Source organism: Acidianus ambivalens (assembly GCF_009729015.1).
Taxonomy (GTDB): domain Archaea; phylum Thermoproteota; class Thermoprotei_A; order Sulfolobales; family Sulfolobaceae; genus Acidianus; species Acidianus ambivalens.
The window spans coordinates 970,095-994,166 of sequence record NZ_CP045482.1; the positions used below are offsets into that span (position 1 = coordinate 970,095).

29 protein-coding genes are annotated in these 24,072 nt (G+C 35.2%); 19 read left to right on the forward strand and 10 right to left on the reverse strand.

Annotation, left to right across the window (positions count from 1 at the left end):
* Window positions 1-2: 2 nt before the first annotated feature.
* Window positions 3-851 (forward strand): hexaprenyl pyrophosphate synthase, encoded by an 849-nt coding sequence (gene gdS-2 / locus D1866_RS05720; RefSeq protein ID WP_155861082.1) that lies wholly within the window; start codon window positions 3-5, stop codon window positions 849-851.
* 41 nt (window positions 852-892) lie between these two features.
* A complete protein-coding gene (locus tag D1866_RS05725) occupies window positions 893-1,759 on the forward strand; it encodes an ATP-grasp domain-containing protein (protein WP_155861083.1) in 867 nt (288 codons plus the stop codon).
* Window positions 1,760-1,806: 47 nt separating this feature from the next.
* Here D1866_RS05725 and D1866_RS05730 read toward each other — a convergent pair whose 3' ends face one another.
* Genes D1866_RS05730 through D1866_RS05740 form a run of 3 tightly spaced genes read right to left on the reverse strand, consistent with a single transcriptional unit; the run spans window position 1,807 to window position 3,838 of the window.
* Window positions 1,807-2,265, reverse strand: coding sequence for an Lrp/AsnC family transcriptional regulator (locus D1866_RS05730; RefSeq protein ID WP_013776933.1), 459 nt, complete (start codon window positions 2,263-2,265; stop codon window positions 1,807-1,809).
* Window positions 2,262-3,263 carry an NAD(P)/FAD-dependent oxidoreductase gene (locus D1866_RS05735; RefSeq protein ID WP_152942116.1) on the reverse strand — a complete coding sequence of 334 codons (1,002 nt, stop codon included), beginning with the start codon at window positions 3,261-3,263 and terminating at the stop codon, window positions 2,262-2,264. Before D1866_RS05735 ends, D1866_RS05730 begins: the two co-directional genes overlap by 4 nt.
* Before the next feature lie 5 nt (window positions 3,264-3,268).
* Complete coding sequence (locus D1866_RS05740) at window positions 3,269-3,838, reverse strand: hypothetical protein (RefSeq protein WP_231136427.1); 570 nt, start codon at window positions 3,836-3,838, stop codon at window positions 3,269-3,271.
* On the opposite strand from D1866_RS05740, the gene D1866_RS05745 reads away from it, so the two are divergent.
* Together D1866_RS05745 and D1866_RS05750 are read left to right on the forward strand one after the other, a co-directional pair.
* Window positions 3,827-4,642, forward strand: a complete 816-nt coding sequence (locus D1866_RS05745) for an isoaspartyl peptidase/L-asparaginase (RefSeq protein ID WP_155861084.1) — start codon at window positions 3,827-3,829, stop codon at window positions 4,640-4,642. The genes D1866_RS05740 and D1866_RS05745 overlap by 12 nt on opposite strands.
* A complete protein-coding gene (locus tag D1866_RS05750; protein WP_048054789.1) occupies window positions 4,642-5,181 on the forward strand; it encodes a metallophosphoesterase family protein in 540 nt (179 codons plus the stop codon). Before D1866_RS05745 ends, D1866_RS05750 begins: the two co-directional genes overlap by 1 nt.
* Here D1866_RS05750 and D1866_RS05755 read toward each other — a convergent pair.
* Complete coding sequence (locus D1866_RS05755; RefSeq protein ID WP_152942114.1) at window positions 5,175-5,417, reverse strand: hypothetical protein; 243 nt, start codon at window positions 5,415-5,417, stop codon at window positions 5,175-5,177. The genes D1866_RS05750 and D1866_RS05755 overlap by 7 nt on opposite strands.
* 104 nt (window positions 5,418-5,521) lie before the next feature.
* Between D1866_RS05755 and D1866_RS05760 the strand changes: the two genes are divergently transcribed.
* Window positions 5,522-5,899, forward strand: coding sequence for a DUF5751 family protein (locus D1866_RS05760; RefSeq protein WP_152942112.1), 378 nt, complete (start codon window positions 5,522-5,524; stop codon window positions 5,897-5,899).
* 39 nt (window positions 5,900-5,938) lie between these two features.
* Window positions 5,939-7,297, forward strand: coding sequence for a digeranylgeranylglycerophospholipid reductase (locus D1866_RS05765; RefSeq protein ID WP_152942110.1), 1,359 nt, complete (start codon window positions 5,939-5,941; stop codon window positions 7,295-7,297).
* On the opposite strand, the gene D1866_RS05770 is transcribed toward D1866_RS05765, so the two are convergent.
* Entirely contained in the window at window positions 7,268-8,851 is a 1,584-nt protein-coding gene (locus D1866_RS05770; RefSeq protein WP_152942108.1) for a DUF2070 family protein, read from the reverse strand. The genes D1866_RS05765 and D1866_RS05770 overlap by 30 nt on opposite strands.
* A gap of 29 nt (window positions 8,852-8,880) precedes the next feature.
* Here D1866_RS05770 and D1866_RS05775 point away from each other — a divergent pair, with 29 nt between their 5' ends.
* The 6 genes from D1866_RS05775 to D1866_RS05800 are packed head-to-tail and all read left to right on the forward strand — an operon-like array spanning window position 8,881 to window position 13,851.
* Window positions 8,881-9,153 (forward strand): hypothetical protein, encoded by a 273-nt coding sequence (locus D1866_RS05775; RefSeq protein ID WP_152942106.1) that lies wholly within the window; start codon window positions 8,881-8,883, stop codon window positions 9,151-9,153.
* Window positions 9,140-9,925 (forward strand): HAD-IIA family hydrolase, encoded by a 786-nt coding sequence (locus D1866_RS05780; RefSeq protein WP_155861086.1) that lies wholly within the window; start codon window positions 9,140-9,142, stop codon window positions 9,923-9,925. Before D1866_RS05775 ends, D1866_RS05780 begins: the two co-directional genes overlap by 14 nt.
* A 39-nt stretch (window positions 9,926-9,964) precedes the next feature.
* Window positions 9,965-11,665, forward strand: a complete 1,701-nt coding sequence (locus D1866_RS05785; RefSeq protein WP_152942104.1) for a succinate dehydrogenase flavoprotein subunit — start codon at window positions 9,965-9,967, stop codon at window positions 11,663-11,665.
* Between the two features lies 1 nt (window position 11,666).
* Window positions 11,667-12,611: a succinate dehydrogenase/fumarate reductase iron-sulfur subunit gene (locus D1866_RS05790; RefSeq protein WP_152942102.1), complete on the forward strand. Its 945-nt coding sequence runs from the start codon at window positions 11,667-11,669 to the stop codon at window positions 12,609-12,611.
* 5 nt (window positions 12,612-12,616) lie between these two features.
* On the forward strand, window positions 12,617-13,492 hold the full coding sequence (locus D1866_RS05795; protein ID WP_152942095.1) for a CoB--CoM heterodisulfide reductase iron-sulfur subunit B family protein: 876 nt from the start codon (window positions 12,617-12,619) through the stop codon (window positions 13,490-13,492).
* Entirely contained in the window at window positions 13,489-13,851 is a 363-nt protein-coding gene (locus D1866_RS05800) for a succinate dehydrogenase (protein ID WP_152942092.1), read from the forward strand. Before D1866_RS05795 ends, D1866_RS05800 begins: the two co-directional genes overlap by 4 nt.
* A gap of 1 nt (window position 13,852) precedes the next feature.
* Here D1866_RS05800 and D1866_RS05805 read toward each other — a convergent pair whose 3' ends face one another.
* The gene (locus D1866_RS05805) at window positions 13,853-15,211 is read right to left on the reverse strand and encodes a vWA domain-containing protein (protein ID WP_152942090.1); all 1,359 of its coding nucleotides are present in this window, start codon (window positions 15,209-15,211) and stop codon (window positions 13,853-13,855) included.
* Entirely contained in the window at window positions 15,208-16,359 is a 1,152-nt protein-coding gene (locus tag D1866_RS05810) for an AAA family ATPase (RefSeq protein ID WP_373468415.1), read from the reverse strand. The genes D1866_RS05805 and D1866_RS05810 overlap by 4 nt, the downstream gene beginning before the upstream one ends.
* A gap of 262 nt (window positions 16,360-16,621) precedes the next feature.
* Here D1866_RS05810 and D1866_RS05815 point away from each other — a divergent pair, with 262 nt between their 5' ends.
* From D1866_RS05815 to D1866_RS05835, 5 genes are read left to right on the forward strand one after another with little or no spacing between them, the layout of a single operon-like run.
* Complete coding sequence (locus tag D1866_RS05815; RefSeq protein WP_152942087.1) at window positions 16,622-17,053, forward strand: OB-fold nucleic acid binding domain-containing protein; 432 nt, start codon at window positions 16,622-16,624, stop codon at window positions 17,051-17,053.
* On the forward strand, window positions 17,050-17,331 hold the full coding sequence (locus tag D1866_RS05820; RefSeq protein WP_152942085.1) for a PqqD family protein: 282 nt from the start codon (window positions 17,050-17,052) through the stop codon (window positions 17,329-17,331). The genes D1866_RS05815 and D1866_RS05820 overlap by 4 nt, the downstream gene beginning before the upstream one ends.
* Window positions 17,332-17,354: 23 nt before the next feature.
* The gene (locus D1866_RS05825; RefSeq protein ID WP_152942083.1) at window positions 17,355-18,971 is read left to right on the forward strand and encodes a molybdopterin-binding protein; all 1,617 of its coding nucleotides are present in this window, start codon (window positions 17,355-17,357) and stop codon (window positions 18,969-18,971) included.
* A gap of 49 nt (window positions 18,972-19,020) precedes the next feature.
* Window positions 19,021-19,950 carry a homoserine kinase gene (locus tag D1866_RS05830; protein ID WP_152942080.1) on the forward strand — a complete coding sequence of 310 codons (930 nt, stop codon included), beginning with the start codon at window positions 19,021-19,023 and terminating at the stop codon, window positions 19,948-19,950.
* Window positions 19,934-21,061, forward strand: a complete 1,128-nt coding sequence (locus D1866_RS05835) for an aminotransferase class I/II-fold pyridoxal phosphate-dependent enzyme (protein ID WP_155861087.1) — start codon at window positions 19,934-19,936, stop codon at window positions 21,059-21,061. Before D1866_RS05830 ends, D1866_RS05835 begins: the two co-directional genes overlap by 17 nt.
* Here D1866_RS05835 and D1866_RS05840 read toward each other — a convergent pair.
* Window positions 21,058-21,372, reverse strand: coding sequence for a hypothetical protein (locus D1866_RS05840; protein ID WP_013776955.1), 315 nt, complete (start codon window positions 21,370-21,372; stop codon window positions 21,058-21,060). The two genes, D1866_RS05835 and D1866_RS05840, sit on opposite strands and share 4 nt — an antisense overlap.
* Window positions 21,351-21,881 (reverse strand): hypothetical protein, encoded by a 531-nt coding sequence (locus tag D1866_RS05845; RefSeq protein WP_155861088.1) that lies wholly within the window; start codon window positions 21,879-21,881, stop codon window positions 21,351-21,353. The genes D1866_RS05840 and D1866_RS05845 overlap by 22 nt, the downstream gene beginning before the upstream one ends.
* A 131-nt stretch (window positions 21,882-22,012) precedes the next feature.
* On the opposite strand from D1866_RS05845, the gene D1866_RS05850 reads away from it, so the two are divergent.
* A complete protein-coding gene (locus D1866_RS05850) occupies window positions 22,013-23,011 on the forward strand; it encodes a DUF1152 domain-containing protein (RefSeq protein WP_152942076.1) in 999 nt (332 codons plus the stop codon).
* Between the two features lie 15 nt (window positions 23,012-23,026).
* Window positions 23,027-23,566 (forward strand): hypothetical protein, encoded by a 540-nt coding sequence (locus tag D1866_RS05855; RefSeq protein ID WP_231136428.1) that lies wholly within the window; start codon window positions 23,027-23,029, stop codon window positions 23,564-23,566.
* On the opposite strand, the gene D1866_RS05860 is transcribed toward D1866_RS05855, so the two are convergent.
* The gene (locus tag D1866_RS05860) at window positions 23,537-24,070 is read right to left on the reverse strand and encodes a KH domain-containing protein (protein ID WP_152942072.1); all 534 of its coding nucleotides are present in this window, start codon (window positions 24,068-24,070) and stop codon (window positions 23,537-23,539) included. The two genes, D1866_RS05855 and D1866_RS05860, sit on opposite strands and share 30 nt — an antisense overlap.
* Between the last annotated feature and the right edge of the window lie 2 nt (window positions 24,071-24,072).

A 24,072-nucleotide genomic window follows, 5' to 3' on the forward strand; every position in this document is an offset into this window, starting at 1 on the left:
CTGTGGATTTAATAGAGTTCTGGGAGAGGAGCAAAGTTATCATTGACTCCTTAGTTACAAAGTTTGTTGATGACGTTAAGGATTGGGAAATTATGGAAATGAGCAAATACATCATGAAAGATGGAAAAAGGTTTAGAGGAACTCTTGTGTTCCTCTTTAACGACGCTTTAGGTGGGGAGGAGAAAAACGCATACCAGGGAGCTTTGGCTACAGAAATACTTCATTCTGCGTCTTTAGCTTTGGACGACATTGTTGATTATGACTTGACTAGGCGAGGAATGGCCTCTGCTTGGGCAGTTTATACAAATAGGAGAGTAATATTTGTATCTAATTTTCTTATTCCTACAGCTTTAAAAATTATTTCTTCATATGGAAAGGAAGCATTGAATATAAGCATAGAACTTTGGAAGGATACTGCAATAGGAGCATTGAAAGACATGTATGGAGATAAAAGAGAATATTTTAAGACAATAGAATTAAAAACTGCTAGTCTATTTAAACTTCCAGCTATGCTGGCTTCCTTCTCTTCTGGGAAAAAAGAATTAGTGGATAAACTTTTGGAGGCAGGAAGAGTTCTGGGTATTATTTATCAACTTATAGATGATTACGTTGACTGTGTAAAATTGGAACCCGAAAAACTCGTTGGAAGTGCTAAACAACTATTTGAATTAACTAACGGTAAGGTTGATCCTTTTGTTTCAAATAAATATGCAGAATTAAAAAGTGAGTATTTAAGAATCATATCCTCAATACCATTCTTTAATGAATATAACGAGTTAATAATAGCATTACCAGATTTTCTAACAATGGGTTTATTGGCGGAATCAGGAATAAAAAATAAATTGTTTTAAATTGGGTTTTCACTTGGTGAAAGCTTATAAAGTTCGGTGTAATTCACGAATCACAGAAGGTAACTGAGCCTTCTAAAGAGCTTTTAGTAGAAATAAGAGATAGAGGTCATACTGCTTATTATATTAGACCGTCAAAACTTAATGGAATAATAGACGAGGAAATAGAATTCACATATGCTGGAAAAAAGATTTCCCTTGATGGAGGAATAATAAGGAATTTAGGATTTCTGCTCACTACAGAACAGTTGGCAAAGAGGATAGATATTCTAATCGAGATGGAAAAGAGCGGAGTAGTTTTCATTAATAATCCTCAGTCAGTACTTTTAGCTAGGGATAAGTTCGAGAGTTTAATGAAATTGAATAGGGCAGGAGTTCCAGTACCGCCTACTGCAATGGTAGAAGATCCTTTTGAAGTAATGAGGTTAGTAGAAAAATGGGGAGAAGTTGTTATTAAACCAGTAATAGGAAGTCTTGGATTGGGTTCTGTTAGAGCCAGTGACCCAGATATAGCCTTTAGGATAGCTAAGGCCATACTTTCAGTTAATCAACCAGTTTACGTTCAAAAGTACGTTAAAAAGCCTGATAGAGATATAAGAGCTTTTGTAGTTGGAGATAGACTCCTAGGAAGTATATACAGGATTTCTCAAGGTAGTTGGAAAACTAATGTTGCACAAGGTGCTGTAGTTCAGGTATTTAAACCTTCCAGCGAAATAGAGGAACTTAGCCTAAAGGCTACAAAAGTTCTCGGTTTAGATTATGCCGGAATTGATATTGTAGAAGATTTAGAAGGCGGATTAAAGATTCTCGAAGTTAATGCTGCCCCGTTGTGGAAAGGATTTAGTTCAGCAACTCACATAAATCCAGCAAAATATATTGTTGAGTACTTAATACAGAAAATTAAGAAATGAGGAAATAAGCAAACCGGCTGAATAGTGAGGAGGAGCTCTCGCCTTGATCATTCAAATGCATTTTTCTTCTCTTTTATTACTCTGAGCACAAACATTGTATAAGTTGAAGTAACTCCTTCCATATTGCCTATCTTATCCAGAACTTTTGCTAATTCCTCCTTGTCTGAGACTCTTACCTTAAGTAAAGCGTAATATTCCCCAGTCACATCGTATATCTCGAAGACTTCCTTAATTTCTGCAAGTTTTCTAAGAATATCTTCGTACTTTTTTGGATCAGCCTTTAGTAAGACAAAAGCAAGTACGTTCATCCCTACTTTATCTAAATCTACGTCTACGCAAAATCCCCTTATTACTCCAGCTTCTCTAAGTCTTTTTATTCTCATATGTATTGTGGACTCGCTTAGATTTAGCATTTTTGCTAATCTTGAGAAAGATATTCTAGAATCTTGTTGAAGTATTGAAATTATTTTCCTATCCACGTCGTCTAAATAATAATGTTCGCTCATATTATCATTCTTCCAAATATTTTTAATAAATCAATCTTTGTAAAGTCTCCTAAAGCAAACTTAAGAACAAGCTCTGGCGGAGTCTTGAGTAATACTCTCTCTAATCCTTTAATACTTTGAGTTCCTTTCTTTTTAGAATCTCTTATAACCTTAGCGTGGATTTGTAAACTCCAATAAAGCTTGCTCTTCTTAAATTCCTTTGAAAAGTCTTTATTATTTAGCAAAGAATCTGCCATTATCTTTGCTGATATTATTGAAGGCCTAATTCCTTCACCGGTTACAGCATAGACGGTGCCTAGAGCTTCGCCTATATAATTACCGTTTGATAACCTATCTTCTATTACTCCATAATCTGCTACCTTTGCCCCTTGGAAAGCTTTTATTTTGCCCTTAACTAGACTCTTTAACCTTTCTTTAAGAAAATTTACATCAGCGTAACCGCCAATGCCTATTTTTGAGCCATCTTCTTCAGGAAAAACCCAGCCATAGCCTAAAAGGTCTGAAAAGAAGTACATTTCTACTATTTCTGGATCTATTTTATAATCCGTAATATATTGTATTGCAGGAATCGCATAATCTCCTTTAAAAGAGTAATGACCATTAGCGTAAATTACTTTATCAGCTTCAATTTCCTTATCATTTACTAGGATTTTTCCATCCTTTTCGACTACTTTAGAATTTAATCTTAGATCCACTTTTTCTCCAAGAATCCTCAAAAATTTGGGTTTATTAACAATATAACCTAAAATTTCCCTACCTTTTATATCATACAAAAGTTTACCGTCAAGGTAAATTCTAAATCCTTTTATTTCATTTATAATAGCTTCTTTAGGAATCGGAAGATAATCCTCAATTCCCTTCATAACCCCCCATGCACAAGGTTTTAGACCAACGTCTGAAAGACCTTCATAAACTGTGGTATTTATCTTACTTCCTCTTAGAAAGTAAGCCAACGAAAGTCCTGCAGGCCCTCCTCCGACTATTGCCAATTCCATCATATCACCTATTCTTTAAAATACAAGTAAGCTATAATGCCTAATGCAATAAAACCTGAATAAAGTATTATAAGCTCGTAAAAGTTATGCAAAAATCTTCCTATAAGACCACCTATTATTATAACTAACAGCATAGCGAAGTAGCCGTTACCTACTTTTAATAAGTCTTTACTAATTGCCTTAGCTAGAATAAATTTCAATAAATATGCGAAGCTGATAAAGAATGGAATTGACTCCACTAACGCTACTAATGCAAATTCTCTAGGCTTTATAGGCAAGGCAAAAAATACTCCTAATGCTAAACCTAATGAAAATACGCCAGTGAAATAAACTGCAACTATTGCTTGTTTTACTCCCTTCCAGGGCAAGTTAGATGTAAAATAATACATTACAATTGCTAAACCTACAATAGATGCACCAACGAAAGCATAAAAATTAAAGAGGAAACCGGGTATTACTGGCAATAGGATTAATATTATCGAAACTAGTAACGTACTTGGTTCTCTCATTTTACTCCAGAAGTATAGAGTTGTAAAGATAAAAATATCTAATGCCAATATTTCCTTGTGAAATATCAAAAGCCCATACTTCTAATCCATGGTGGTGCTGGAAACTGGAAGGAAAGAGACTCAGAAAAGGCAGTAAAGGAGATTAATAACGCCTTAGACAGGGGATTTGAGGAATTTAAAAGAGGCAGTTCCTTAGAGGCAGTAGTAGAGGCAATTTCCTACATGGAAGACTCAGGAGTTTTTGATGCTGGGAGAGGTAGCGTAAAAAATTCTAAAGGAGAAATTGAAATGGACGCTGGATTGATGTATGGAAATAAATTGAGCGTTGGCGCAGTAGCTGCAGTGAAAGTTAAAAATCCGATAAGACTTGCGTTACAAGTAATGAAAGATGGAAGACATGTATTACTAGTAGGGAAAGAGGCTGAAGAAATCTTTCCTTCGACTCCTTTAAGCGTTGAAGACACCGTAGGCGCTGTTGCACTAGATATTGATGGAAACTTAGTAGCTGGTACAAGTACTGGAGGCATCGCAAATAAATTACCGGGAAGAGTCGGAGATTCGCCTATACCTGGAGCAGGATATTATGCTACATCTAGAGTGGCAGTTTCATCAACTGGAATAGGCGAAATAATCCTAAAGATCTTGCCTGCTAAAGAGGTTGATATTCTAGTTTCAATGGGATTATCAATTTGTGACGCCGTAAGAAGCGTGATAAATAAGGTTACTAACATTTTTGGAAAGGGTAATATAGGAATGATTGGTATAGATAATAATGGAAATGCAACAGCTTACTACAATACAGTTGGTATGGCAAGGGGGATCAAATACGGTAACGGTGAAAGAAAATCATTCGTATTCGAAGGTGAAATATGATGAAAATCCTAGTCATGAGTAATATAAGGTTCCCAGAACCACATATAGAGAGCACTTTGTCTTCTATCATAAAGAAAGAAGAGCCAGAAACGATAGTCTTAGATGGAGATACCACACAATGTTATTGGGATTACGAATGCCCTAGAGTTATAGATGTACTTTATGTAATAAGAAGTATTGCACCTTGGGCTCAAATTATATATGTTCAAGGTGATATGGATCCTCACGCAATTAAATGCATAATGGCAGAGCCTAGATATAGGGAAGAAATAATTGGAACAACTATGTATATTGCAGACGTTTCTTCAGTTAAATATTACATTTTACATGGACATCAAGGTGATATAGACCAACTTAGGAGAAGCGTTGGGGCAGGACCTTGGGATTGGATAATAGTTGGACAATATAAAAGGTTAGAGATGGATAAGCTTGCTAGAGTTATTTACGTTGGTGGAATAACTAGGGAATTCCCTCCTGAAGCTAGAGGATACCTTGTAATAACTGATTCCAATCATTACCTAAGATCATTATCTCAATAAACTGAAGGTAACTTACCCATTTGTTTAACAAGTTCTATAATTTTTGCGTCGTAGATTTCTTCCAATGGATCTTTACTTTTGTCACTCTCTTCCCAAATTTTCATATTGTCAGCTATGATAACGTTCTTTTTTCCTTTATAAAATATTATTTCAGAGGCTAGAGCTTTTCTCCTTATCTTTCTTATTATTTCCAACATTTCTGCGGTAATATTATTGTAAATAACCTCTACTATCATATTATATATCTTCCTAGGAGAAGATATAAGGTAAATAAGATAATATTCAGTATAACTGCCTGCTTTTCAGTCATTAATATTAACTTCAAGGAGAGCTTAATTTCATGCAACCAGACTATAGACCAATAATTGCCCTAATCTATGTAAAAGATGAGGAATTAACTGAAACTTTTAGAAAAATGTTTAAAGATGTGAGACTTCTTGGTGGAAAAAAGATTGTAGCTAACGTAATTTCTAATTCAGAGTATTGGAACTTTTTTGCTAACGCTAGAGAGACAATATTAGATAACCTTGACTTAGGTTTAGAAATCTTTACTTGGAAACCTAACGAGGTCGATAAAATGATAAAGAAGATTCAACAATATAATTATAAGGGGTTCATAACTTACTGCAGTGATGAAAATAAATATAATATGAGAAAAATTTTGGATATTCTCCCAACGTCAATGAAGGCTAACATGCTAAGAGATTATTGTAAGTAATTTTTTATCCCTTTAAAGATAGTAAACCTTGGGATCTTTTTGAAAAATAATTATGACGTATTAATTATAGGCGGTGGATTCGCAGGAGCTACAACCGCATGGCACTTAGCAAATCATGGATTGAAAGTTCTTTTAATAGACAGCAAGCCTTGGAATAGAATTGGAGATAAACCTTGCGGAGATGCAGTAAGTAAGGAGCACTTTGATAACCTAGGAATGCCATATCCAGAAGGAGAACAATTAGAACAAAAAATAGAGGGAATAAAACTTTACAGCCCAGACATGAAAACTGAATGGACAGTAAAAGGAGAAGGATTTGAAATAAATGCTCCAGCATATACTCAGAGACTATTAAAGGAGGCGTCAAATAGAGGAGTAGAAGTTTTAGACATGACCACAGCAATGAAGCCAATATTCGAAGACGGATTCGTAAAGGGAGCCATCCTTTTTGATAGGAGACATAATCAGCAAATTGAGGTTAAGGCTAAAGTTGTGGTAGAAGCTACTGGATATTCAATGAGTTTTAGGAGCAAGCTACCGCAAGGTTTACCGGTTACTGAAAATTTAGACGATAAGGATGCAGACATAGCTTATAGAGAAGTAGCCTACACAAAGGACGATATAGATGAGCCACAATATCTCAAGATTTTCGTTAATCAAAAAGCTTCTCCAGGAGGGTACTGGTGGTATTTCCCTAAAGGAAAGAACAAAGTTAACATAGGTCTAGGAATTCAAGGAGGAATGGGCTATCCCAGTATTTACACATTTTATGACAAATACTTAAACGAATTTGGTAGTGATGTTGATAGAAATAGATTAATAGTCAAAGGTGGAGCTTTAGTTCCTACTAGGAGGCCTATAAGTACTTTAGCTTGGAACGGAATTTTAGTTGTAGGAGATTCAGCATTTACAGCAAATCCTGTACACGGAGGAGGAAAAGGTTCTGCAATGATTTCTGGATACTGTGCAGCAAAAGCTATACTTAATGCCTTCGAAGTAGGAGATTTCTCTGCAAAAACATTATGGTCTGCCAATTTATGCTATATTGAAAGATATGGTGCAAAACAAGCAAGTTTGGAATTATTTAGAAGATTCCTGCAAAAGCTTTCAGATGACGATATAAATTACGGTATGAGGAAAAAGGTAATCAAGGAAGAGGACTTGCTTGAAGCTAGTGCAAAAGGAGATTTGCAATTATCAGTGGCAGAAAAAGCAATGAGGATAATAGCTGGACTAGGTAGACCATCACTTTTAATGAAATTAAAGGTTGTAGCAGAATACATGAAGAAAGCTAAAGATTTATATAGAGAATACCCAAGTGATCCTAATAATTTGGAACAATGGAAGAGCGAAGTTAATAAACTGTTACTAGATTTTGAAAATCTCATGAATAAATAGGAAAACAACTAATATTACATAAGGAATGATTATAGGTATCCAGAAAGTTTTCATTGCAAAGCCTCCGACTTTTTCCAATCCATCTACCATAGATGAAACTACTTTACCTATTACCCTTGTCTTAACTTTTATTATTCCATATTCTATGTTATTTACATCTTCCATTTTTTCTAAACTTTCTTTCACAAGCTCTCTGGATCTAATAATTAGTTGTTCACATAATGTAGCTGGTTGATAAAGGTTACCAAAGCTCATCGCAGTACAAGAATGATCATCTGGAGTAACCAAGATTGCGTTAGTCAAATCAGATAAATTTTGCTCTATTTTTTCTCTTAGCCCATGGCAAGCGTTATTTGCGTATAAGTAAATTATTGAGACTTTCTTATCCTCCTCAGGAGAATAAAAAGATAAGACTCTTACCTTATTCTTGCAAAGACCTTCGCAGTTTACTTCGCCTTCTGCATAACCTATTTTAAGTTTCCTATTACCCAAATATCTTTCCTTACTGTAAATAAAATTCTTAAGGGTAACATATTCTTTCCTCCCTATTTCGTCTATTAAGGTTTCGTTATGACAATCGACTAGAAAATTATTAGTAGAAATCATATCCCTCCATAATGCTCCTGGCAAATCGTCTATACCTTTCAATGGCCTTTCAACAAATGATAGCGTGAATTTGTCAAAATTCAAAGTAGTTATCTTGAAATCTCCTAGCATTTCCTGAGTAATTCCGGTAAAGTTTGCCTTTTCAAAACGGGTATTAAGTATCTCTTGTGCTATTCTTTTTGATTCCTTACTTGAAGTAAGATCTATCTCGTGACTACCTGGACCATGGAAGACAAAAGAATTAGGAATAACTTCCTCAACATGATAGGGAAACTTTGAACTACCTATTTCTCCATACATGCCAAAGTGGATTTGAGGAAGTACTAAATAGGTCTCATTTATTTTTACAGTAAGAATATTAAGCACACTTGGTATAGATATTTTATCTAAAAACTCTTCGAGTTCAGCGTTCTTATTATAGTTTAATGCTCTTAAAAAAGGCCTAACTATCTTTAGAGAAGATATACCAACTATTTTATTCCCTTTTCTATTTATCAAGGCAACATAGACATAGGACGAAATTCCCACTGCAATAACGTAAACTATCCCAAGTATGGTCAGGTCTGCCAATATTATTGATGGTATTAAAGAGGCTATCGAAGCTAACGTAACTGAGATTTTTTCATTATAATCAACTAAAAGAGAATAATTTACTAGAGGAATAAAAGTACCAAAAATGAAGACATAAGGGATAGGAAATAGTGATAAAATCAAATATGCTGCAGAAAATATTGAAATTAACGTAAGCGCTGTCCTAATCCTTTTGCCTAGAATAGCTAAAAGAGAAACCGAATATATTAGGAAAGAGTAAAAGAATAAAATTCCTATTTCTAAACCTCTAAAGGCTATTATTGCACCTTCAATAACATCTATAAATAATAGGATTCTGGCACTAGGCAAAGATATTAGCTTAGAATAATATTTCCTAGTAAGTTTTTCAGAATCCACGATTAATAGATTGGCGAGGGGATAATAAATTGATTGACAAAGAAAAGTTAGGAGTAAATAAACTAGTGCACAATACGTTGTCTGATTGCGATCTTTATGTAATTGAAGATAAAGAAGGTAAAACGTACTTATTATTCGTTTTTAATAATTATTTTAAAATAATGCCCGCTTATCCGGGAAAATGGGACTGCGAGGAATCTCTTTATAGACCTTTCGGCCTTTTCGGTTTTGTATTCGAGGGTGAAGATATTAATGAAAAAATAAAGAAAAAATTGGAGGAGTTAAAAAGTGCTGGACTATGATTTAATAATCTCCGACGTTGATGGCGTTATAGTTAGAGAAGGAGAACCAATTTGGGAAAATATTTTTGCTATTAGAAAATTAAAAGAAGAAGGTAAAAAGATAATTCTTGTTACGAACAATTCGGGCTTCAGCAGAGTACTTTTATCTAGGCAATTAAACTACTTAGGATTAGAGATAACTCCTAACGATATAATAACTAGTGGCCTTTCTGCTGCAATTTATATGAAGAGAAATACAAAAGTTAAAAGCGTTTACGTAATAGGAGAAGAAGGCCTTGTTGAAGAAATGAAGAACTTTAACTTTAGAGTTCTATCGACTGAAGAAGTTGAGGAAAATAATCCTGACGCAGTGGTTTTGGGTTTAGATAGGCTAGCTACTTACGATAAGTTATCAACGGGAATGAGATGCGTAGCTAGAGGATCAATGTTCATAGTAACTAATATGGATAGATTATGGCCCTCAAAGGACGGATTGAAACTTGGAGCAGGAGCTCTTGCTTCTTCCATAATTTATGCCCTCAAAAGAGAACCTGATTTTATCGCAGGAAAGCCAAATAAGTGGATAATACAAGTTGCAATGGAATTAACTGGAATAAAGGATCTGTCAAAAGTTTTAGTTATTGGAGATCAGCTGGAGACTGACATAAAGATGGGTAACGATATAGGGGCAGATACTGTATTAGTTTTAACCGGAATATCAAGAAAGGAAGACGTAGAGAAAAGTAATATAAAACCAAAAATTGTTGTAGAAAACCTGTCATTGTTAATTTAAGATTAAACGCTTTTTAATCCTTTTAAAAAATTTAGAGACATGGAAAAACTTTCTTATGACGCAATAGTCATAGGCGGCGGACTGGCTGGTTTAATGGCCGCTCATGAGATTGCCGTTTCTGGATATAAAGTTGCAGTAATATCGAAAGTCTTTCCTACAAGGTCTCACTCATCATCAGCAGAAGGAGGAATAGCTGCATATATTGAGGGAAATTCTGACCCTAACGATAATCCAGATTATATGACTTATGACACTATAAAAGGAGGAGATTTTTTAGTTGACCAAGATGCAGCAGAATTACTATCTCAAAAATCTGGAGAAATAGTAAGAATAATGGAAAGCTGGGGCACTTTATTTAATAGACAACCTGATGGCAGAGTCGCCGTAAGATATTTTGGAGGTCAAACTTATCCAAGGACCAGATTCGTAGGAGATAAAACTGGAATGGCGTTACTTCATACCTTATTCCAGAGGGTTTCTGGTTTAGATATAGACTTTTACAACGAGTGGTTTGCTTTAGACCTCATTAGAGACGACAAGAGAGTTGTAGGAGTAGTAGCAATGGAAATGAAATCTATGACGCCAGTATTCTTTAAAGCTAGAGCAATAGTCATGGCCACTGGAGGTATGGGAATGCTTTACGCTCACTCTACTAATGCATATATAAACACCGGCGACGGATATGCAATGGCTTTAAGGGCAGGAGCGGCATTAAAAGATCCAGAATTCGTTCAATTCCATCCCACTGCTCTTTATCCATCGGATATACTAATTAGCGAAGCGGCTAGAGGAGAAGGAGCAATACTAATTAATAACAAAGGAGAAAGGTTCATGGCAAGATATGCACCAAGAAAATTGGACTTAGCCCCTAGAGATATAACTTCTAGGGCAATAATAACTGAGATCAGAGAAGGTAGAGGTTTTCCTGGCGGTTACGTAGGCTTAGATTTAAGGCATTTAGGAGAAGATTACATTAAAGAAAGATTAGCCTTAGCTTATGAGGCTGCAAAGAACTTTGCAGGAGTTGATGCAACGCAAGAACCTATTCCGGTAAGGCCTGCACAACACTATTATATGGGCGGAATAGACGTTGATATTACCGGCCAAAATCCGGATTTAGTAGGATTATTTGCTGCAGGCGAAGCTGCCTGCGTTTCAGTTCACGGTGCAAATAGATTAGGTTCTAACTCTTTACTTGAAACACTAGTTTTTGGGAGAGAAACAGGCAGAGCAGTAGCTAAATTCTTATCTGAACATAAAGAGGAAGATAGTAACAGCCTAGATAAAGAAGCTGAGAAAGTTGTAGATGATGCTTACAAATTTGTAAAGAGCGAGAGTGGGGTTCACTTTGGTGAAATTCTCAATAAGCTCAGGAACGTTATGTGGGAAAAGGTAGGTATATTTAGAGACGAAGATGGAATGAAGGATGCTTTATCTCAAATTATTGAATTGAGGAAGATGACTTCATCTATGTATGTTCTGGATAAAAGCACCACCTATAATACTGAATTCTTCAATGCTTTAGAACTTAGGAATATGCTAGATTTAGCAATAGTAATAGCAAGAACTGCACTTGAGAGGAAAGAGTCTAGAGGTGCTCATTATAGGACTGACTATCCTGAAAGAGATGATACAAACTGGTTAAAGCACACCATAGCTTATCTAAAAGGAGAAACTGTAGAAATTACTTACAAGCCCGTTAGGATTACTAGATGGAAACCTGAGCCCAGGGTGTATTAAAATGAGCGAAGAAGAGAAGGAAATTGTCGTAAAAATAAAAAGATTTTCAAAGGAAAAGGGAAGTTGGTGGCAGGAATACAAACTAAAGGTAGATAGATTTACGCAAATGACTGAAGTATTAAGGAGAATAAAGACGGAACAAGACCCTACTTTAGCATATAGAGCATCATGCCACATGGCTGTTTGCGGAAGTTGTGGAATGAAAATCAACGGCGAACCTAGGTTAGCTTGCAAAACCTTAGCCTTAGATATGGTAAAGAAATATGGTAAAAACGAGATTGCAATAGAACCAATGGATTTCTTCCCAGTAATAAAGGACTTGATAGTAGATTGGACCGACTTTTACAATAGAATGTTTAAAGTTAAGCCAAGGCTCTATCCTTCAAAGGAAGTATTAGAAGGCAAAGCCGAACATAGATTAAAACCAGAAGATCAGAGAGAACTATGGAAATTTGAACAATGTATATGGTGCGGATTATGTGTGTCAGCCTGTCCATCTGTAAAGAACGATCCAGAATTTTTAGGCCCAGCCGCTCACGCCAAAGGTTATAGATTCCTAGCAGATCCTAGAGATACAATATTTGATGAGAGATTAAAGATCTTAATTGATAGTGCTTGGAGATGTACTTATTGTTATCAATGTTTCAACGTTTGTCCAAGAGATATCGAGCCTGTTACTACTATAAAGAAAACAAGAGCGTACACTAAGTTCTTAAGCGAAAAAACGCCAGTAGCTTTAACTGGCGAAAAGCACGCTGATTCGATAGCCAAAAGTATAGAAGAAACTGGAAAAATTGAAGAAGCAAAAGTGTATATTTCAACTTACGGATTATTAACAGCGATAACAGATATGATTTATGCGATGCAGAATGGGAAGTTAAAATACGCATTAGTTACGCAAAAGAAGGTGAAAAACATGGAACAAATTAGGAAAATAATTGGGTGAGTAAGATGAAGGTAGCATATTACCCTGGATGTGCAACTCACGGATTATCTAAAGACGTTGATATAGCAACAAAAAAAGTTGCCGATGTTTTAGGTCTAGAACTTGTAGAAGTAGAGGATTGGAACTGCTGCGGTGGCGGATTCTTAGACGAGTATAACGAAAAAGCTCACGTTGCACTCAATTTAAGGAATCTTTCCACTGTAGAAAGAATGGGCATGGATAAAATGGTTACTCCTTGCAGTGTTTGCTTACAAAGCCATAGACTTGCTGCATATAAGTACAATGAAAATAAGGATTTAAGAAAAGAAGTAGATAAAAAATTGAAGGAAGCAAATATAAATTACTCAGGAAAAGCAACTGCGGAGCATATAGTTTGGGTTTTAGTAAGGGACGTAGGATTAGAAAAAATAAAGAAGGCAGTAAAGAAACCATTAACTGGATTAAGAGTTGGAGCGTATTATGGCTGTCAAATGCTAAGACCAGAGCAAATAATGGGCTTCGAACCATCTTTTAATCCTCACAGTATGGAAGATTTAATAGAAGCTACTGGAGCTACTCCGGTAAAGTTCCCAATGGCTACGGCGTGTTGCGGATTCCCATTAATGGGCAGTAATCCTAAAGTTGGATTAAAGCTGGCATATAATGTGTTAAACTCAGCAAAATCTCAGAATGCAGATATATTAGTTCATCCTTGTAGCTTATGTCACTTACAACTAGATGTTACACAACTAAAGGTTAAAAACGAATTCAACTTATCTTGGACTTTACCGGCAATCTATATAACACAACTATTAGGGCTTGCGTTTGGATTTTCTGCTGAGGAATTAGGAATAAGCAAATTAGCACAGGAAGTATTAAGAAAGAAGGGGATAATACAATGAGTGAAGAGAATAAAATAGTTGAAGCACTAAAGAAACTTGGAGCCACAGTAGGTAATTGGTACGACGTTTCTGAGAGACCCGGAAGACCACCATTCGGGAAAGAAGTTGAGTATAAGATCGGAGATATAATGTGGGGAAAGGTTCACTTAAGGTTGGATGGCGATCTTTACGTTCATATTATATCAAAGATTCCATTTAACTGGAAGGATAGAGTAAAAGATCTCAAAATAAAAGGATCCATTGAAGACGCTGCTGGAGGCCTAATGTGGATAAAGACAACTCCAGAAGATATGTACTCGGATTTAGAATATATAAGAAACTACCTGGAAAAAATTAAGAACGAGAATCTCAAAAAGTGATTTAGGCTTCAACTACTTTAAGTAAATCATTTTGATCTAATTTGTATACTACTAGGTAAGTGTCAGATATTCTTCTTAAATCGGCATTGTCTCCTCTAATCATCACACTTATTAATGTAGCATTAGCATCCTTTAAAGATCTCCTTACCGTAGTCTCGGCGATCTTATCTTCTCCATCAGTTAAGATTATTACTTCACTGACACCTTTAACATGACCTTCCTTAATATCTTCACAGGCAGAAATTACTGATCTACTTATATCAGTACCTCCTCCACCCCTTATTTTTCCTATATATTCAATCATCTTTATTACGTCCTTACTTTTAGCATTCTTTATAACCTTTATTAGAGGATAAGGAATATTATCGAAGAATCTTAAATAGAAGTCCCTATTTTCTCTCCTTGCCCTACTATACAAGGCTAACGCTACAGCCTTTGCCCACAATATCTTTTCCCCATCCATGCTACCCGATTTGTCAAGCAATAAGTAAATTGGACCTAAGCTTTCCTTAATTTGTTTTTGGTAAAGCAATAATTGACTTTCAGCTAGCCTAACGTAAAATAGGTCTTCTGGCATGGCTAACTCTGACGGCACTATTCTTTCTAAATCGGAACCTTCCTCATAACCATATAATTCTCCTTTTGAATATCTGGTAGTCCTCTTTTTAGTCAAGCTTCCTAATTTGGGTATTCCGCTTAAGAATTCAAGGATTTTCTTTATTTCGGTGTTCCTAGCTAATCTTAATACTTCATGCACATCACCTTCAAAGTTAAGCACACTTCCGGTTCCTGCTCCGTTACCTCCTACTATCCTTTGCATGCTCCTAACTGCATTAGCATCCTCTGCTGCCTTAGAAAGAGCTTTCTCATGAACTTGCTTTAAAAGCTTCTTAGTAGCATCGGTTGTTTGACCTTGTTGTTCTTTTTGTTCTCCGCCTTCTTTTCCTTGTGAGCCTTTCATTAAACCGTTAAGTATTTGTTCTGCTGCTTCTCTTTCTTCTGCTGACTGAGAAGTTCTTCTTATCCTTTCCAATTCCTCTATTAAATTCTGGATATAACTTACTGACAATGCCATGCTTACTGCTGAATTTGCTATAGAGTAATTCCTGTTCTTTAATACAAGATCTGAAGATAACGTCATATCAAGTAAGGCATATTTTATTGCGTCTCCTTGAGAAATCTCTGATTTTGACTTTAAAATTGGCAAAGGCAAATAATGTACGTAATACGTATCGACTAGAAAGTCTGGATCTATATTAGAGTCTTTTCCCGATATTTTCTTTAATGTATAAAGAATTCTGTCTCCCCTATATTTAACTATGGGATCATCATAATCTATTCCTATTAGAAATCCAGTCATGTGTAAATCCCCAACTTTCTACCAACTTTTTCCAATAATTTATCAATTTCTGCACTTACTTCTTTAGAAAACTCTTCTACTTTCTCGTCGCCGCTTTCTTTACCTAGAGCTATTACTCTATCTCTGGTTGCCTTTAATGACCTTATTAAGTCTATTAATCTTGGATCAGACTCGCTTGCAGCATCAACATATTTTCCTGCTTCTTTTATATTATTGTAAATTTCGTTCAATTCCCTCATGTACTTTATTGGAGTCTTTAGTTCTTCAGAGAGTAAAGCAGAGACTTTCTCAAAGTCATCTATTTCTTTTGGTGCTATATACTTTAAGACTATTAAGTCCTCTTCTGTAGCTTTTAGTCTACCGTTTAGCAAGGCATGAGCTGAAATAATTTTTAGGACTTTTCCTTTTCTTCTGTCGCTTAAATGAATTCCTTTTTCCTCCAGCATTGCGTAAAGTTTAAGTAATTTACTCTTTACCGGACTTAAGTCGACTTCTGTTAGATAGGAATATATCTTATCAAGATCTTCTATGGTCATTAATGGTGATTCGACCTTCCATTTTGTTGTAAACTCCAATTCCCAAGCTGACTCTATTAGATTTTTCCACATTTCTTCTCCTACTGGTTTAGCGTAATGCCTTAATAGCAACCTATCATAAAGAGCCTCTAATTCTGGCTCATCGGGAACTCTATTGCTTGCACTTATTAAAGTCCTTAAAGGAACTTTAATTACGTTATAACCGTCATAAATTACTCTTTCGTTTAGTAACGATAATAACGCGTTTAGTATTGCACTATTTGCATTAAATATCTCATCTAGAAAAGCAATTTCGCTTTCTGGTAATCTATCTTTAGTTATTCTTTTGTACACTCCTTGTTTTAATGCATTTATATCTAAAGCTCCAAATAATTCTGCTGGTTCTGTATATTTTGTTAGCAGATACATGAAGAACTTTGCATTTAATAATTCTGCAGCTCTTCTAGCTAATGCAGATTTTGCTGTTCCAGGTTCTCCAATTAACACGACGTGTTCTTTGGAGAGTAACGCTAGGGTGATAACTTTAGCTTCCTCTTCTCTGCCCACAAAAGGGCTCCATAAGGCTTCCAAAAATTTCTTGGGAAGTTCAAGCACTTTATTATCCACTTGCATTCCCATATACATGAATTGTATTTCATAGCTTATAAAGAAAGGTTAAGAAAATGCCCTCAAATTATTACATTAAGAGACTCCTTTAACTGTTATATTTAAAATAAACTATCAATAAAGGGGCAAAAGAATTTAAAAGTAAAATTTTCTCATTTAGATCAAATTTTTTGAAAAGAACATTAGTATTCAACTAAAATAAGGTCTACACAAGATTTAAATATTCCTATAATAAGGATATATTAACAAATCTCGTGAGTCGGGACACATGGAAGAAAAAATAGGTAATCTAAAAGGTGGAATGGAAAACGTAAACGTAACCGGAAGAGTTCTCCAAGTTGGAGAACAAAAAGTCGTGCAAACAAGAAATGGTCAACGTACAATTAGAGAAGTAATGATTGGAGACGAAACAGGGAGAATAAAACTAACTCTTTGGGGAAATCAAGGAGATAACATAAAAGAAGGACAAGTAATAAAAGTCGAAAATGGTTGGACAACTGTTTTTAAAGGTCAAGTTCAGTTAAATGCGGGAAGTAGATCAAAGATTTCTGAGAGTCAAGAAGAAGTACCGGAGGCAGATCAAATCCCAGAGAATACGCCAACTGATAATTCTCCACCAAGGAGAAACTTTAGAGGAGGAAGAAGGAATTTTAGAGGAGGAAGAAGACCACCACAAAGAGGCGGAGAGGAAGAAGAATGAATTTCGACGAAATTAAGGATAAAAAACCTCAAAAAGTAGGAGAATTTATAGATAAGGCAGAAGACGGAGATAATTACATAATAAAAGTTTCTGACGACAAAATATTCGAAGTGGCTCCAATAGCTTACTATATATGGGCTATGTGCGACGGAAGTAAGACCGTAACTCAAATAGTCGATGAGATTAGTAAAGAAGCAAACATAGAGTTTGATCAATTAAAAGATCCCGTAACTGCCGTATTAGAACAGTTACAGCAAGCTTCTCTCATAACGTTATAAGTTATTTTTGCATTATATTTTTTATGAGAGCTATTTTACCTGAAGATTCTCTTTTATCAGCACAAGAAGCAATTTCCTTATTTGTATCTAAAGTTCCTCCAGAAAGGAGGATAAAGGAGATTGAAATAACAGATGCTCTTAATAAAATATCTGCTGAGGACGTTTATTCTCCTATAGACTTACCTCCGTTTTCTAGATCAACAGTTGATGGGTTCGCCGTAAAATCTTCTTTCACTCCAGGAAAATTCAAGATAATAGGGAAAATAAATATTGGAAAATATAAAGAAATTGAAATTTCCGATAATGAAGCAGTTGAAGTTGATACTGGAGCTATGATCCCAAAAGGTGCAGACGCTGTTATAAAAATTGAGGAAACTAAAATTGAAGGAGAATACGTTGAGATCCCTAAAAAGCTAAACTTTGGAACAGATATAGCATGGATAGGTAGCGATGTGCCAAGAGGCACGCAGATACTTTATAAAGGAGAAAAAATTACTCCTGAAAAAATTGCGTTCCTAGCTTCTGCTGGAATAAACAAGATAAAAGTTTATGAGACACCTTCGATTTACGTAATCTCAACTGGTGATGAGTTAATAGAGCCTGGTAAAGAGTTACAGCCGGGAAAAATATACGAAAGCAATCTTCATTTCCTTATTTCAAGACTTAAAAATGATGGATACAATGTAGTAGGTCATAAAGTCGTAGTAGATGATAAAGATAAAATTGAAGAAGCCCTTGAAGAGGCTAGTGAGATTGCAGATGTGATAATCATAACTGGTGGTACAAGCGCGGGAGAAAAAGACCTTGTTCACCAAATAATTAGAGAGAAAGGAGAAATAATAGTTCATGGACTAAAGTTTAAGCCAGGGAAACCTACATTATTAGGGAAATTTAACGGAAAGCCGGTCTTTGGACTTCCTGGTAATATTGTATCTACGATCATGATTTACGATAGAGTAATTAGAAACTACTTATCGCTAATGAAGGGAGAAGAAAATAACACTGAAGAAACTGAATATGCGCAATTATTACTTCCAGTTAAGGCAGATAAAAAGAGATTCACATATATTCCAGTATACTTAGTACAAGGATTTGCAATACCTATTCCTTTTGATAGCTATATGGTAGGTAGCTTTTCTTTGGCCGACGGTTTTATTGGGCTTGATCCAGGCACAGAGTTAAAAGAAGGGGATAAAGTTGAAGTCATAATAAAGAGAAAGGACAGGAGGATTACATTAATAGGAGAAGAAGATAAAAGATTTGATAACTTGAACGTAAGAAAAATTTATTTAGGCTCGCAAGTTTCTTGCAAGGCTTTAGAGAAGGGCATAGGAGATATAGTAGTTATTAGTTCATTATTCTGTACTCCGAATAATTATGACTATTTAATAGAAAGAAGAATTCTAGAACAAGGAGAGGGAGATGAAGTTGGATATTTTGATTGGCTAGGATTAAGCAAATTTAATAGAAATCCATCAGTAAAATTGAAGTCTCCTTCGACTGTGTTGAACTTTCTAGGTAAGGCAAAAGTGTTTGCACCAGAAGGATATCTTAAAGAAGGAAAGGAATTAGGCAAGGAAAAGTTATTCGTAATCGTAAGAAATAAGGAGGCTTTCAAATTCCTAAATGGAATTTTTTAAGAATACACAAATCTGAAAAACCTTAAATGTAATGTACATATTTTTAGCTATGTCAGCAAAAGCAGAGGCTTACTCAAGTTCCGCTAATTTGGGCCCTGGATTTGATATTTTATCCATGGCTCATAACGCTTTCAAGGACATAGTAATTGCGAGAACTATTGAGGAGAAGGGAAAAATAATAATCAAGAGTAATAATCCCAAGATTCCTTTAGATCCTGAAAAAAATTCTGCAGGATTGGCTACAAAAATTCTTCTTCAAGAAAAGGGAATAGATGAAGGGGTAGAAATCGAGATAAATAAGGGAATTCCTTTTGGCTTGGGTTTAGGCAGTAGTGGTGCCTCTTCTGTTGCTGCAATAGCAGCAGTTAACGAGCTTTTTGAGCTTAAGTTGACCCAAGAAGAGATGGTAAAATATTCGATGTTCGGAGAGCAGGCTTCTTCTGGCTCTCCTCACCCTGATAATGTAGCAGCTAGTGTATACGGTGGAATAATTGCTGTAACCTCGGTTTCTCCTGTAAAAGTAGAAAAAATCCCTGTTAATCTAGATTTTAAGATCCTATTAATTTCCCCCCAAGGTGAGAGGGAAGGCAAAACAAAAAAAGCTAGAGAAATGTTACCTAGTAAGATAGACCTTTCACTTTATGTTAAAAATTCCAGATATCTATCGTCGCTAATTTTAGGCTTTATTAAAGGAGATAAAGAATTGATAAAACAAGGGTTAAACGATGAAATAGTTGAAGTTGCGAGGGAGCCTCTCTATCCTCACTATAAGAAAATTAAAGAAATTGCATTGAAGAATGGCGCTATAGGTAGTTGTGTTAGCGGTGCAGGACCAACAGTCTTGGTGCTCTATGACGATAACACTAACCTTGATAAAATAAAGGTTGAGAGCCTTGAAGTTTGCAAAGCATTTGGACTTACATGCAATTTCATTTCGGCTCAAATAGCTGGAGGTGTAAAAAGTGAAAGACTCAACTAAGGCTGTAAAAGAAGATATTGAAGATTCAACTAAAGCAATTACTACACCAATTTATCAAACAGTAGCTTTTATGTTCCCAGAAGGAGAGAAATTTAGGTATTCAAGAGAAGCAAATCCTACAACCCTAGAGCTAGGCAAGAAGATAGCTGAACTTGAAGGAGCAGAAATGGGTATTGCGTTCTCTTCTGGAATGGGAGCTATTACTACAACTCTTCTTACTTTGCTTACTCCAGGAAAGTCGTTATTAGTAACCATGGACATGTTTGGTAGAAGTTTACGTTTTTGTAAAGATTTCTTGGCAAACTGGGGAGTTAAAGTAACTATTAGTAAACCTGGAAATGAAAACTTACTAGAGGCCGCAAAAAGATCTCATTTTGACGTGATATTTGTAGAAAGTATAACTAATCCTTTACTTCGAGTTATCAACTTACCAGAATTGTCAAAAATTGCTAAAGAAAATAATAGTATTCTAGTTGTAGATTCGACTTTTGCTACTCCAATAAATCAAAAGCCAATAGAGCTTGGAGCAGATATAGTTATACATAGTGCATCCAAATTTATTGCAGGGCATAATGACGTTATAGCAGGACTTGCTGCAGGTAAAGAAGAACTCATGAAGAACATCGACTTAATGAGGAGAACCCTGGGAACTTCTTTAGAACCTTTCCCTGCTTATCTAGTAATAAGGGGAATGAAAACTCTAAAGGTTAGAATGGACGTTATAAATAGGAATGCTGAACAGATAGCTGAATTTCTAGAAGATCATCCAAAAGTTACTAAGGTATATTATCCAGGATTAAAGTCTCATCCAGATTACGAAATAGCTAGAAAAGTTCTTAAAGGCTTTGGCGGAGTAGTAAGCTTTGAAGTTAGAGGAGGTAAGGATGAGGCTCTTAAGGTAATGAGATCAACTAAGGTAATAATTCCTGCACAGAGCTTAGGTGGCGTTAACTCCTTAATTTCTCATCCACCTACAATGAGTCATAGAACCCTGACTTTAGAGGAGAGGAAGATAATAGGAATTAACGATTCTTTACTAAGATTGTCTGTGGGAATAGAAGATGTTGAAGATCTGATAGAAGATTTAGATCAAGCTTTAAGTAAAATTTAAATGAGGGCTTTTATCTCTCTTTTTAATTCGTCTTCTAGCATCGCCTTTATTTCCATTCTATGAACTCTTGTTAGATGAAGAAATAAACCTCTTTTAGTAAAAGGACCTTTATTACATAATTTACAATAAAGTAAATGATTTTGCTCATAGGATAGCCAAAATGATACTTTATCAATTACTCTCTCTGCCATGTCTTTTGAAGAATAACCTACTGCTCTTACAATTTCATCTTCTTTTACACTTATCAAAGATGCTTTTTTGACTGTTAACTCTATTAGCTTTTCAGCAGTTATTGAGATTCCGCTATCCATTTTGTCCTCACTGAGGATATTCCTATTGCAACTACGAGTATTGCTAATAATCTTCTTAGCTTTAAATAAAAGTCTGGCGTATCTAAAACTGAAGCAAAATCGTTAATTTCTACGCCAAGTGCTCTCAAAAGCCTTTCTATTCTGACCTCTATGTCAGCATAATTATAAACTATTTCTCCATTATCTAATGCTCTTTTTAACTCTATCACATCATCAAGAGTTGTGGCTAATTCTTCTTCTGTTATTTCGTCAAATATTTGCGTTAGTTTCTTTTTTATCCTACAACCTAACATTTCAGCTAAGCCAGGATAATAATCTATGGGTGCCATTTCCATTATCCAAGCATCTGCGTATTTTCTTACAGTATCATTTACTTCTGGTAATTCTCCTTCTATTTCTTCAACTATTGATGCAGCAGCAACTATATGAGCCAAAGCGTGACCTACTTTAATTTCCTCTGCTGGGCTAACATTATTACTATAATTCGATTCAATGCTCAATTCAACCACTCAATCGTAAAATTATGACCTTTAAGTTTAAAGTAAGGACTCAAATAATACATGCAAAGTCTAGAGCTTATTATTTTAGCTTAGCATATAGTTGTAAAAAGTATAAAGTGCCAAAAAGTATTTTAAGTAATATGAAGGCTTTCGTTTTTGGAATAGGCGGTGGCGGAGATATTTTATCAGCTCTTTTGCCTTACGTGTATTACAAAAGGTTAGGTTATGAAGTCAAATTAGGGGCAGTAGTTTGGGAGAGATACGTAGAAGATCCATTACCTGGACCAATCTGTAAGGAAGATCTGGTTAATTTTGAAGAAATAAATGATTATGTTTACAAAGTATGCTCTAACTCTTATGCAATAAGGGGAGGTCTAAAGGTAGTACCCCAATTGATGAGAGTCTTAAAAGTAGTCAATGATTATGGTTTTGCAATATGTAATAAAGGTGGAGACATAGGAATGTCAGAGGCCTTAAACGACCTTATAGATAAAGAGAAATTTGACTTAGTTATAGGAGTCGATGCCGGAGGAGACGTTTTAGCTAATGGAGGTGAAAAAGGATTGGGAAGCCCATTAATAGACTCAATTTCTTTAGCATCATTAGTTTCATTGAAAGTAAAATCCATTCTGGGAATTATTGGCGCTGGGAGCGATGGCGAGCTTGACTACGAATACGTATTAAGAAGAATTTCTGAAGTTGCAAAAATTGGTGGATTACTGGATTCTAAAGGAATAGACAATGATGTTGCAAATTTAATGGGCGAGGCGTTAAAGATAGTAAACACTGAAGCTTCTAGAATACCTTTTGAAGCATTTCATGGCTTATACGGTGAAGTTAAAATAAGGAATGGAACTAGAAAAGTTTACGTTACTCCAGTGTCATCCGTAATGTTTTTCTTAGATCCTAAGAAATTAGCCCAAATATCTGGAATTTATAAAATTGTTGCAGGATCAAGAAGTTTAGATGAGGCTAACGAAAAGTTTCATAGGCATGGAATATATACAGAGTATGATTTTGAAAAAGATTTATTTGAGAAATTTGGATTCAACTCTAGAAACGCTACGTATGATGAATTGCAAAAAATAAGGGAAGAGGGTATTTCAAGAGTAAAATCTGGAAATGTTTTTAATTCTTAACGTTATAAAATGCATGTGAATAGTTTAGAAGAGTTAATAAACGAGTACGGATTTACGGATGAAGAAATCAATTTTGCCCTTGAAAGAGCTAAGGGCATAATATTTGGTTTTGCAATGGAGTATAGGGCAAGGAAAGTTTTGGAAAATTATAATTTTACAAATATTAAATCTGTAAATCTTCCTACACATGATATTGAAGCAGAAAAAGATGGAGAAAAATATTATATTGAAGTAAAAGCTAGCAAGAAGTCTCCAACTAAGGAATATAGCGCATATAAAATTGCAATGATTGCCCAATTACATGGAATTCATTTAACCTTAGTCATGTTACCTTCTCCCAGACTTTACCTTACAGAAGAAATTTTAAGTGAGCCTAAGAGAGTGCTCTTTGAATTCTTTAGAATGTTATTTAATAACGAAAATGATAAATTAAAGGAATTCTTAGCAAATGATAAGAATAGGAAAATTGTAGAGTCATACAATAAAGTGATAATTCACTACTTCCCTGAAATAAAAGATTTAACATCACTTGAGATTATAAGACCTATTCTTTGAAAGGTGAACTAGTTCAGCCTCAGCTTTATCTAAGTATTTGTAAACTGTAGAATGTTCTTTACCTTCAATTAGCAATTCTATAGCTTTTCTTGCGATTTGCACTTGATCATAAATTCCAATGATAGCTACAAAATGATCTGTTATCGATATTGAAACTCCAGTATACTCTTGGATTATTTTCTTTGCCTTACCGTTCTCACCTATGATTCTCCCTTTTATTCTCCTCAAAGTTTCTGGATTACTTCCAACGGATTGCTTTAAATCTATGACTTCAAGCATGTAATCGTCAGAAAGTAATTTTAACGATTCATCTACAGAAAATCCTAAGCCTATCGCCCTAATTACAGATATTACTTTCATTGCCTCATAAGGGTTTTGTGAGGAGTCAACGTTAAAGGTTTTAGTATTCTCGTCATACGTAATTTCTACTCCACTTAACTCTTTCAATTTTGGTATAAGAGACTTTACTATATTTATTTTCTCATCCGGTACGCTAATGAACATTG